This is a genomic window from Parashewanella curva, from assembly GCF_003675895.1.
Lineage (GTDB): Bacteria > Pseudomonadota > Gammaproteobacteria > Enterobacterales > Shewanellaceae > Parashewanella > Parashewanella curva.
In genome coordinates this window covers 1-11,454 of sequence record NZ_ML014763.1, presented here as the reverse complement: position 1 = coordinate 11,454, position 11,454 = coordinate 1, and the positions used below count along the sequence as shown (strand labels likewise).

The window sequence follows — 11,454 nt, the reverse complement described above, 5'->3', positions numbered from 1 at the left end:
GATCACTCGGTTTTAATTGAAATACGACCAGAAGCAAATTGTTTTTCACCTTGGGTGACTGAAAACAACAATTTTTTTTGTTCTAGTTTGTGTGTAATTCGCAACTCAACTTCTGTATTAGGCAAAATAAGTTGCTGAAACTTTAGTACTTCTAATTGAGCAACATTTGTTGGATATCCAAATGTTCCACACCCTATTTTTATCACCCAATCAAGTTGAGTTACCCCCGGTAATACCGCTTGCTGAGGAAAATGACCATTAAAGAAAGGTAATGAAGCATCAACAAAAAGACGCCAAAAGCCTTCTGTATCAGAAATATGTTGCTCTAAAATTTTGGGTAATTGCGACTTAATCATGTTCAAATAATTCTCTAAGTGCGCTTTGATCTCGTTTACCTTGAGACGATAGCGGGATCTGTGAAACAAAACGCCATTTTCTAGGGAGAGTCACTAACTCAAATTCTTTGGATAAATACTGCTTTAATAAACGGCTTTGTTGAAATTTCCCCATTTTTTGAAGCTGCTTTTCTCCTGAAGGTTTAAAAACGATAACAGCAGCAAGTTGGCGCCTTGTATGCTCTAAAACAGTTATTACCGCTTGTTCAATATCAGAATGCTGTAACAAGTATTTTTCCATTGCAGTAATGGAAACACGCTTTTCTTCGATCTTTACAATCCTGTCTATACGCCCTAAAAGCCTGAATTTACCCGTGTCTTCGATGGATATTTTATCATCGCACTCATACCAATCAGTGTTATGCAAATATGGAGATTGAATTCTTAAACGTTTACTCTTAGCGTCACATGTTACATTAACTTTCGGAAATGGCTGCCAAGTTGTATTGTTTGATACTTGCTGACGATACGCAATGCCACCTGTTTCAGTACTACCAAACACTTCGATAGGATGAACACCGAGCACTTCCTGGCTGAGTGAAGCACCTTTAAATGAAAGTGGGCCACCAGAACTAAATACAAGTAATTTGTTAAAGCCATTTGTTTTTTCACTAGTTAATCTCTCGAGAAAAGCAGGGCTGCTGATCAATACTTTATTTTTTCTAGAGTGAAATGCATCAAATAGAACTTCGGGATAACTAATCAGAGGTATAAAGATTGCACGTCCAGTGACTAATGGCCATAACACTTTAAACAGCAAGCCATATATATGCTGATGAGAAACTGTAGAATAAATCCTTGTATCCTCAGAAGCAAAATCTGCACTAAAACAGCGTTCCAAATTTTCTATCTCTGCAGCTAATTGACAGATACTCTTTTCAATTGCTTTAGGTTCACCACTGCTACCAGATGTATATAAGATCAATCGACCTAAATCAGAAGAAGCTGGCCACATTTCATGAGCAAATCGTTCTACTTTTTGTAAATGCAAAGCATCAGATTCAGAAAAACTCGGAGTTGGAGATAACTCAGCCTCGACAAGAGTACGCATTTTGTTTAACGTCTCTGGCTGTGTATTAGCAGGTAAAATCACTGTCTTACCTGCTAAAATAGCTGAAACTAAGCCGATGGCAAACCAATCACTGTTTTGCGCATGCACTAACCATGACTTTGCTTTATGTTCCGATAATATCTTGGTGTAATGGCTTATAAGTTGGTTGAATTGCTTTCCCTGCATTGCGCATTTATCATCAAAAAAACATACAGAGTCAGGATTAGCTCCATGACACAACCAAGAGTAGAAATCTGCAGTCTTCATCTTTTTAAGCACAACTTACGATAAAGCCACTCACCGACGAACAATGAACCGCTCAATAAATAAGAAATCAGGCCATTATATAAGCTCCAAATCTTTAAATTTGTCATCATAGCGGTATACATTGAAATAGAGGCATTCACTATAAAAAATCCACACCAAATTTGAGTAATCTTATATAAATAAGGTTTGGCCTCTTCTGGTAATTCAGGTTCTCTAATACGAGCAAACCGTTCAATCATTGGTAGCCCTGATTTAAGAGAATAGCCAAAAATAAATAAGAAAATAAGGTTAACCATTACAGGATAAAATAAAATAAAGCCCTGCTGCTCAGTGACAAAACTCAATGTGACTAGTAATAATCCAGCCCAAACCGGTAACCTCAGAGCTTTGTCAGCCTCTTTAAGTGCACTTAGCCTAATCAATAATATGACCGCGAGGGCGACAAGAACCCACCTTAAGTCAGTGAATTGCAATCCTAAATACACAATAAAAGGATAAGCAACCAATAAAACGGTCAATAATATTTTAAGGAACAAAGGCATTATGCAGTAACAAGTCCTTCCAATGAATCAAGTACGTCACTGATAGTCCTTACATTTTTAAACTCTTCAGGTTTAATTTTTTTTCCAGTAAGTTGCTGTAGCTTAATAACTAAATCGACTGCATCTATACTATCGAGATCGAGATCTTGGTATAAATTTGCCTCTAGGTGAATATCATTTGCTTCAATCTCAAATTCATCAACTAATATTTCAGTTAATTTTTGCAGCATTTGTTCACGATTTTGCATGATTTTCCTTATTATTTTTGTGACTCAATAAAATTAACAAGTGTGGCAACACTGTAAAAATGCTGCTTAGTTTCTTCTGAGTTTGCTTCAATCTTCACTTCAAATTTTTTCTTAATAGCTAATCCTAGCTCAAGCGCATCAATTGAATCTAATCCCAAACCATCATTAAATAGCGGTGCTTGAGTTTCAATATCTTCAATACTAATATCTTCTAAATCTAAACTTTCAATAATCAATTGTTTTATTTGTTTTTCTATATTCATAACTATTTCAACTTTTTCTTGTAATAATTTTCCATATCTCGGGTAAGATTTCTGACCTGTTTCGCATCTTGCTTATGCTCAGAATCATATTTTTGGTATGAAAACATTTTTCCAATATCTACTGTCATATTGATAGTCTGACGCGGAATCTCATACCATGGGTTTTGCTTTGTTAATCCTCTGACATCAAAATTTAATAAAATCGCCAATACATCACTTTCTGTTCTAATCGCTATATTGGCAGCACCACGCGCAAATGGATTAAGTGACTCTCCCAATTTAGTTCGAGTCCCCTCTGGAAATATTACTAAGTTGTTTCCACGCTCAAGGACTTTCTTACTGTCATACATCAATGCATCAGCGCCATTATTCGGAATATACCCAGCCATAGACACAACGCCACGCAGAAATGGGTTTCGCCATAATTCTCGCTTCACAATACAGCCAGCATTAGGGATCAAACTAATTAAAATGACGACGTCTACTAATGTTGGATGATTTGCAACAATTACTTTTCCTTTGGTATTAGAAAGTAACAGGGCTGCTTTAGCATCAACATTAATTACTCCAGCCCATTGCATCATGCTGACAAAAAACTTAAACGTAAATTGAACAGTCTTCTGGACTCTAGCTATTTTTACGTCCTGCTTTCCAGGCCATAACCGTAATAATGGTAACGCCGTTAATGAAAGCAGTAACCCTCCTAACCCAAAAAAAACATAACAAAGTATTCCGCCCACCCATCTCGGGATGTAAGATAATCCAGTCAATTTTGGAGCTGGATTCACCTGATTTGTATAAACTCTTTGCAACACCATGTCATTGCTCTTGATATATAGTCCAAGCCCAGCCTTCTAGGACACCATTCAAAGAGTCTTCCTTGGTAATAGCATTCATTACATCAACATATTTGATAGTATCTGAATTTCTACCATTAGTTGAAGGCTCGATTATTAATTTACAACCTTTATTACTTGACCTTAAGTTGATCAATAAAGCTAGCGATATCACTTCTGAATCACTAGCAAAAAAATCTTGATAAGCTTCAGGGATTTCATCTTGTCCAAAAACTAATAAAACAGGGTTATTTAGAGCAGAAGATTGCGCATAACTCTCAATAGCTGCCATTGTAAAAGTTTGTTCACCAGCGGCAATTGAGGTAAGGGCTTCTGTATTTTTTTGCAAAATACTAAATAAGCCACTCGCAGTATTGTGTACTGACTGACTGAATGCTGTAGGAGATAAACTTTCTTTTAAGCTGATACTTTTAAGTAACTCCGTCGTTCGAGCGAGTTCCCCATGACGTGAAGCAAAAACAGCAGGATATTTGATATCGTCAACACAGTCGAAAGCTGCTGATAACATCATCTTAGTTAATACACTAAAACGCCTCGTTTGCATTTTACCTACATTACCTAAAACAGGTGAGACTGACCCATTTTTAAAACAGGGTAAAACTGTAGTGGTTTGCCATGATTCCTGTGTACCTGCATTAGGTGACCACACTCCCCATGACAATACATCAAACTCAATCTTCATTATGACCCCATCTTACTTTGTGACGGGCAATCTTTGATTAAAGAAGTGCGAAAATAGAATATGCATGAAAAGAAATCCGTATCGAATAGTGCCCGACGCTCCATCTATGCGGCGCATTCTACCTTATGTCTTAAAGTAAAAAAAGGTTCACAATCACAATAAAAAAATATACTTGAAGAGTAACATGTGTAACACATATAAAACTTTTGAAAAACTTACATTTGTCAATTGGTGCCTCTTGGCAATTGCAAGAAGCACCAATACTAACGCTTTTATTTAATAATTTCTGAAATTTCACCTTTACTATTAAACTCTATAATAAAGCGTGACCAGCGATTAGACCAATACGTCCAACTTGTAGCATCTAAATTTGGATTCGCATGAATAGGGGGTCTCCCCAAAGCAATCAAGACACCTTCTTTAGACATACCAACAATAGGTGTTCCTCGCTGTATACCTTTCTTGTCTATTGATGATAACTCAGAAATATGTGTTTTTATTGCTGCACAAGAAGGAGCAAAGTAAGCCTTGAAATTCTCTTGAAGTGTCTCGCCTGCTTTTCGAGTATGGCTATCCCAAAAGTACTTATAATTTGTGCCAGCATGTTCTACTTCAATGACTTTTGTAGCAGTACTTTTGATAACAAATTTACTGCATACTGGTATTAAATTTGGTAATTGGTAATTTAAAGCAAATAAACGATTTCCTTTAGGGTCCGCATGCAAATTACTAATTGAATATACAGTTTTTCCTTCAGCGAAACTAGGGGCGATCGGTGTTGTTGGAGTTGACTTACATCCTATTAAACCGAACAGCATTAGCGCAGAAATAATTTTAATTTTATTCTTGAAGCTAGCAGGCATAATTAATTTCCTTATTCTAGAGCAAATAATTTTCTGCATTTTAAATAAGTTACCGACATTAAACAATAAAACTGAACTATCCAATACAAAGAGTTAATTGGGATTTAGTCAATCAGCTTAAAATTCGATGCCGTCAGCTTTATCTAACTGCTTCCACCACTTCAGAATTAAAAGCCATCCACTACACTCACCTCGCCCCCAACTTCAACTTTATCGACTCGTTGCAACCCTCTTGGTAATTTAGCCCCACGGCGGCCGCGCTCTCCACGATAATGTTCCAAGTCAGAGGCTTTCAAGGTAAGTTTACGCTTACCAGCCCATAAAGTAACAGCAGATTCAGCAGGGATAACTTCAAGGTGAGTCAGAAGCTCTTCTCTATCTTTGGCACGCTGGGATGGAATACCAATGATCTTATTCCCCTTACCTTTGCTTAACTGAGGTAACGCATCAAGGCTAAACATTAACATTCGGCCTTCATTGGTAATGGCTAATAATGATGCACCATCGGTATTGTCAATTTTTCTTGGCGGTAGAGCTTGTGCATTTGCAGGTAGGCTTAGTAGAGCTTTACCCGCTTTATTACGCGACACCATATCTTTAAATTGACAGATAAAGCCGTAACCTGCATCACTCGCCATAAGGTAACACTGGCTGTCATCCCCCATAACTACATGCTGCATTAACTCACCTTGTGCGACATTAAAGCGTGTGGTGATGGGCTCACCTTGGCTTCTGGCAGATGGCATCGTGTGAGTGTCTGTAGCAAAAGCTCGACCAGAAGAGTCAATAAACACACTCTGTTGATTACTTCGACCAGTAGCGCTGCTGAGGTACTTATCCCCTGCTTTGTAATTTAAGGCAGTTGGATCAATATCATGCCCTTTAGCACAGCGTATCCAGCCTTTATCCGACATCACTACGGTTACAGCTTCACTTGGCACCAAATCTTGCTCAGATAGTGCTTTCGATTCTTGCCGTTCAATGATTGGTGTACGGCGTTCATCACCATAAGTTTCGCCATCTTTGATGAGTTCTTTTTTCACCAAGGTTTTCATGCGGCGCTCTGAGCTTAATGTAAGTTGCAGGCTGTCTCGCTCAGCCGCTAATTCTTCTTGCTCAGTCTTGATTTTTATTTCTTCAAGTTTGGCAAGATGACGTAACTTAAGCTCTAGAATGGCTTCAGCTTGTTTGTCACTTAAATTGAAACGCGACATCAATTCGGCTTTTGGCTCATCGTGGAAACGGATGATTTCAATCACTTCATCAATGTTTAGGAATGCAATCATTAACGCATCTAAAACGTGCAAGCGAGCTAAGACTTTGTCTAAACGGAACTGCAGACGTCGGCGCACAGTTTCGATTCGGAAACTAAGCCACTCAGTCAGGATTGTCTTCAAACCTTTAACCTGAGGGCGTCCATCTAAACCAAGAATATTGAGATTGATACGATAGTTCTTTTCTAAATCAGTGGTTGCAAATAGGTGCGCCATTAATTGCTCACAATCAACGCGATTGGAACGAGGCACAATCACCATACGCACTGGATTTTCGTGATCCGATTCGTCACGAATGTCCGACACCATCGGCAGCTTTTTCGCCTGCATTTGTGCAGCTATTTGCTCTAACACTTTTGCGCAGCCCACTTGATGTGGCAGTGCAGTGATGACGATTTCCCCTTGCTCAACGCTATACACCGCTCGCATCTTGATTGAGCCACGACCAGTATCGTAAATCTTATGAATATCGGCCTTTGGCGTAATGATTTCCGCTTCGGTTGGATAATCTGGCCCCGGTACTAATTCTAAGAGTCTTGATAGCTCAGTTTTTGGTTGCTCCAATAACTCAACGCTGGCAGCAACGATTTCGCGTACATTGTGTGGTGGAATATCTGTTGCCATCCCCACCGCAATACCTGTAATGCCATTGAGCAAAATGTGAGGTAAACGAGCAGGAAGAACTTGCGGCTCTTTCATCGTACCGTCAAAGTTCACGCCCCAATCGACTGTACCTTGCCCTAATTCACTTAACAGGACTTCTGAAAATTTAGATAACTTGGCTTCGGTATAACGCATAGCTGCGAATGATTTAGGATCATCTGGGGCACCCCAGTTTCCTTGACCGTCTACCAGCGGATAGCGGTACGAAAATGGCTGTGCCATCAACACCATAGCTTCATAACAGGCACTATCACCGTGAGGATGATATTTACCCAACACATCACCCACTGTACGGGCTGATTTTTTATATTTGGCAGCAGCCGATAACCCCAGCTCACTCATGGCATACACAATACGTCGCTGTACTGGCTTTAAACCATCGCCAATATGAGGTAATGCACGATCCATGATCACGTACATGGAATAATTAAGATAAGCCTCTTCAGTAAAGCGTCGAAGTGGCATTTGCTCTACGCCATCTAAGCTCAGTTCTACAGCATCAGTCATGTTTCACTTCCTGTTGTTGTGCAGGCATTGGATCCTTATAAAACAGGCGATAGATGTTGCCTTTCAGATCGTCAGAAATATACATTGCGCCATCTTTACCGATGGCAAGAGAATAAGGTCTTGCGACAGGGAACCCGCCATCAAGAAAACTCATGAGTGTATTACGGCTCACGACTTTATTATTTTCAATGTTAAGCCATACCACTTGGTAACCAACTTTACTTGAACGATGGCGAGAGCCATTTTCAGCAATAAACAGTTGATTATGATATTTTTTAGGCAATTGCTTAGCACGGTAAAATAGCATTCCCACAGGTTCAACGTGAGCTGGAAGTTCGTATTCAGGTGCTTTTACCGATAAATTAACTGGCTGCTTATAGGCAGGCTCTTTCACATCTTTTCCATGAACATACGGAAAACCAAAATGCTGCCCTTTGTGGTCAAGACGATTAATTTCATCGGCTGGAAGATTATCTCCCATCCAATCACGTCCACTGTCTACAAACCACAAATGTTCGTCATCCGGTGACCAATCAAACCCTTTTGCGCTGCGAATGCCGCTTGCAATTTGCTCGGTATTACCCGTTCTGAGATTAATCGCAATGATACTGCCAAATGGGGCATCACTGTCACAAACATTACATGGAGATCCTAAGGATACATATAGGCGTCCATCTGGGCCAAAGTGCATTACGCGTGTATAACGCTTGTCCATTTCGGGTAAGTTATCGTAAACCACTTTTGGACGAAGTGGGCGGCGTAAGCGTCTTTCAATATCACGATATTGTAAAATTCTACTATCTGAAATCACATATAGACTGCCCTGCTGGTAGGCAATCGCTTCTGGGTACTTTAAATTTTTAGCAATAGTATAGCGTCGCTCTACACGACCATCTTGATTGGCATTAACTAAAGCCGTGACTTTACCGGACTTACCTGAACCTACGAAAATGGTTCCTTGATCGCCTACGGCAATCTGCTTGGCGTCACCAAGATCAGATGCGTATATCGAAACACCAAACCCTTTAGTAACGGTAATGTGCATTGAATTCGACGCTTGCACTAAGCCTATACAGCCCGTTAGTAACGAGAACATGACTCCAAGTCTTATCAAAATCTTTTGCTTACTACTCAATTTTGTTACGTCCTTTCAACCATAAGATGCCATTTATCACTCTTATTTTTATTCTTTTACCATCTTACCAGACAACATCAACGACATGAAAATCTAATGTTTAACAAGGCTGAAATTGGTAAATTTTATCAGTATAACTTCTAAAAATTTCGTCACAATCAAATCCCATAAAAAATGAGCGGGTACCTGAAGTTTCCGCTCATTTTTTCTAATTTTTTATGAAAAAGGCTTTAGTCTTTAAAGAATCCGATAAGCTTTCGCCAGCGGAATGAAAGCAACACTATGACTAAGCCTATATATATACTAGGTTGAATAATTTCTGACTTTACCGACCAAAAGAAGTGAATCGCTACTAAGATAACAGCTAAGTAAATAAGGTTATGTAATGTCTGCCATTTACGTCCCATCTTAGACATCAACTTTTTCAATGAAGTCACCGTTAATGCGACTAAGATCAAATAGGCGACAGCACCAACTAAAATATACGGACGTTTAACGATTTCTTCGCCCAATAATCGCCATTCAAATAACAGATCCAAACTAAAATACGCCGCAATATGTAAGGTAGCGTAGGCAAAAACATATAATCCCACCAAGCGGCGAGTTCTCATCAACCATGGCCATTTCATTTTTTTAGCGATAGGACTGATCAATAGCGTTATTAAAAGCGTGTTTAAAGCCCCAATGCCTGTGTAATGAATGATGTATTGAACCGGATCTCCTCCTGCGCCCCCACTAAACACATTGAGCACCAAAAAAACAATTGGTGTTAACGCCACAAGATGAAACAGCCCTTTAATCCAAAAAAGCTGTTTAGGAGTCACTCTCATTAAAAGTTTTTCCTTAAATCTAAGCCTTTATACAAGCTTGCAACTTGATCACCGTAACCATTGTACATTTGAGTTGGGATCCGTTTTGCTGAAAATAAACCACCAGCACCAATTCTTCGTTCAGAAGCTTGAGACCATCTTGGGTGATCCACTTGAGGGTTCACATTGGCATAAAATCCATATTCATGCGGTGCAAGAATATTCCAGCTGGTCGGCGGCATTTTCTCAACTAAACGAATTTTTACAATCGATTTGATGCTCTTAAAACCGTATTTCCATGGTACAACTAAACGAATAGGCGCCCCATTTTGTGGTGGTAATGTCTTACCGTATAGACCCACTGCTAAAAAACTGAGTTCATTCATTGCTTCGGGTAAAGTAAGACCTTCTACATAAGGATAACTTACACCACCACCAACGTAGCGATTTCTCTGCCCCGGCATTTGCTCAGGATCATATAACGTTTCAAACGCCACATATTTCGCTTTACTGGTTGGATTGGCTTTTTTAATCAATTCAGCCAAAGAAAAGCCTACCCACGGGATAACCATCGACCATGCTTCTACGCAACGTAAGCGATAAGTTCTTTCCTCTAAAGCAATCAGCTTATATAGATCTTCGTAATCCAGTGTGAGTGGCTTTTCGACTTCACCTTCTATCTTTAACTGCCATGGATTGACTTTAAATCCTTGGGCATTGTCTTGAGGATCTGTCTTTCGAGTACCAAATTCATAAAAATTATTATGAGAAATCACCTTGTTTTCTGGCGTTAAAATTTCTGATGTTTGATAACTTTGATTCTTGGTAAATGTTAGTGGAGATACCTCAAACGCTTTTTTGGGCTTGTCGTTACCAAATACATCAAACAGCCCAGCTTGCACATTGGTGGATAAGCTTGCCGATGCAGCCCCTAAACCTAAGGCTTTAATAATATTTCGGCGTTGCTTGAATACTGATTCAGGCGTTACCTCTGACTCCGACATATCCCAAGCCGCTTTTTGTGCGATCCCTTTAGTAAAACCTTTAGCTTTCATCTCATCATACCTTCTAAAGTTCGATATATATTAGACACTGCTAGCCACATTAATCTTTCTAAAAAGTAGCACAAATTATCAATCCATCGAGAATAGCCTCTTGTTAACCACTGATGTTTTCGATTCTATGCTCGGTATTTCTGGTAGCCTATACAAGTGCTGTATAAATTATATCCACTTCGAATAAAGAAAAAGATCGATAAGGCTTATTATTGATACTTAACAACTATTCCGAGAGGTAAAAACATGAGTGCGACTATACAAGGGACACTACGTTCAAGCCCCGATTATAATTCAACAGAATTAGATGCATATCCTTTCCGTCACTCACCTGAAGCAATCAAAAGCCGACCAGTTCAAGATGGAGTTCAAATGCAAAAAGAGGCACTGAGTTCTGAAGACAGCCCACATCCTCATCCTTCAGCAATGTTTACAACAAACCTTCAAAGAGTAAGAGTAAATAGATTAAGCGCGAGAGATGTAGTAAGACATAACAATATAAGACCTCTGAAAGCGGCTAACTTTGCGGTTCAACAAAATAGACACGCTCAAGAACTTCAAAAAAAGCTAGGTGAGCTCACTAATCAAAGGTCGAAGCTTACAAAAAGAAATGGTCGAACAGATGGAAGACTATCAGCAATAAACCATCAAATTAACGAAACAGTTCGTAAACTCCAAGAAGCACAAGCAACCGTCAAGTTCTTAAATAATAGATAAATAAACTACCCCGCAGCAAGCTGTCTCACCTTCGGCTCGACTTCGCTTCGCGAAGCGGGGTATTTATCTCAGAACAACGTTAACTGGTGATCTTTATGTAGCGCTTTGTACTTATCACCTTTTCCT

General features: G+C 39.3%; 13 protein-coding genes. 1 reads left to right on the top strand and 12 read right to left on the bottom strand.

All coding sequences use genetic code 11. The features are described from left to right. Positions 1-2: 2 nt before the first annotated feature. From D5018_RS06140 to msrP, 12 genes are all read right to left on the bottom strand, one after another. Positions 3-356 (bottom strand): ApeI family dehydratase, encoded by a 354-nt coding sequence (locus D5018_RS06140; protein WP_121838132.1) that lies wholly within the window; start codon positions 354-356, stop codon positions 3-5. After that, positions 349-1,713: an AMP-binding protein gene (locus tag D5018_RS06135; RefSeq protein ID WP_121838131.1), complete on the bottom strand. Its 1,365-nt coding sequence runs from the start codon at positions 1,711-1,713 to the stop codon at positions 349-351. Before D5018_RS06135 ends, D5018_RS06140 begins: the two co-directional genes overlap by 8 nt. Continuing rightward, entirely contained in the window at positions 1,710-2,231 is a 522-nt protein-coding gene (locus tag D5018_RS06130; RefSeq protein ID WP_243637392.1) for a COG4648 family protein, read from the bottom strand. Before D5018_RS06130 ends, D5018_RS06135 begins: the two co-directional genes overlap by 4 nt. Before the next feature lie 23 nt (positions 2,232-2,254). After that, a complete protein-coding gene (locus D5018_RS06125; protein ID WP_121838129.1) occupies positions 2,255-2,503 on the bottom strand; it encodes an acyl carrier protein in 249 nt (82 codons plus the stop codon). Positions 2,504-2,514: 11 nt separating this feature from the next. Next, positions 2,515-2,766, bottom strand: coding sequence for a phosphopantetheine-binding protein (locus tag D5018_RS06120; protein ID WP_121838128.1), 252 nt, complete (start codon positions 2,764-2,766; stop codon positions 2,515-2,517). Between the two features lie 2 nt (positions 2,767-2,768). Next, positions 2,769-3,584 (bottom strand): lysophospholipid acyltransferase family protein, encoded by an 816-nt coding sequence (locus D5018_RS06115; RefSeq protein ID WP_121838127.1) that lies wholly within the window; start codon positions 3,582-3,584, stop codon positions 2,769-2,771. Position 3,585: 1 nt separating this feature from the next. Beyond that, positions 3,586-4,305 (bottom strand): beta-ketoacyl synthase chain length factor, encoded by a 720-nt coding sequence (locus tag D5018_RS06110; RefSeq protein ID WP_121838126.1) that lies wholly within the window; start codon positions 4,303-4,305, stop codon positions 3,586-3,588. 272 nt (positions 4,306-4,577) lie between these two features. Further along, complete coding sequence (locus D5018_RS06105; RefSeq protein WP_121838125.1) at positions 4,578-5,168, bottom strand: hypothetical protein; 591 nt, start codon at positions 5,166-5,168, stop codon at positions 4,578-4,580. 167 nt (positions 5,169-5,335) lie between these two features. Then, positions 5,336-7,612, bottom strand: a complete 2,277-nt coding sequence (gene parC, locus D5018_RS06100; RefSeq protein ID WP_121838124.1) for a DNA topoisomerase IV subunit A — start codon at positions 7,610-7,612, stop codon at positions 5,336-5,338. Beyond that, complete coding sequence (locus tag D5018_RS06095; RefSeq protein ID WP_121838123.1) at positions 7,605-8,708, bottom strand: PQQ-dependent sugar dehydrogenase; 1,104 nt, start codon at positions 8,706-8,708, stop codon at positions 7,605-7,607. Before D5018_RS06095 ends, parC begins: the two co-directional genes overlap by 8 nt. 269 nt (positions 8,709-8,977) lie before the next feature. Further along, positions 8,978-9,577: a protein-methionine-sulfoxide reductase heme-binding subunit MsrQ gene (gene msrQ / locus D5018_RS06090; protein WP_121838122.1), complete on the bottom strand. Its 600-nt coding sequence runs from the start codon at positions 9,575-9,577 to the stop codon at positions 8,978-8,980. After that, positions 9,577-10,611, bottom strand: coding sequence for a protein-methionine-sulfoxide reductase catalytic subunit MsrP (msrP, locus tag D5018_RS06085; RefSeq protein ID WP_121838121.1), 1,035 nt, complete (start codon positions 10,609-10,611; stop codon positions 9,577-9,579). Before msrP ends, msrQ begins: the two co-directional genes overlap by 1 nt. A gap of 246 nt (positions 10,612-10,857) precedes the next feature. Between msrP and D5018_RS06080 the strand changes: the two genes are divergently transcribed. Next, positions 10,858-11,328 carry a hypothetical protein gene (locus D5018_RS06080; protein ID WP_121838120.1) on the top strand — a complete coding sequence of 157 codons (471 nt, stop codon included), beginning with the start codon at positions 10,858-10,860 and terminating at the stop codon, positions 11,326-11,328. The last annotated feature ends 126 nt before the right edge of the window (positions 11,329-11,454 follow it).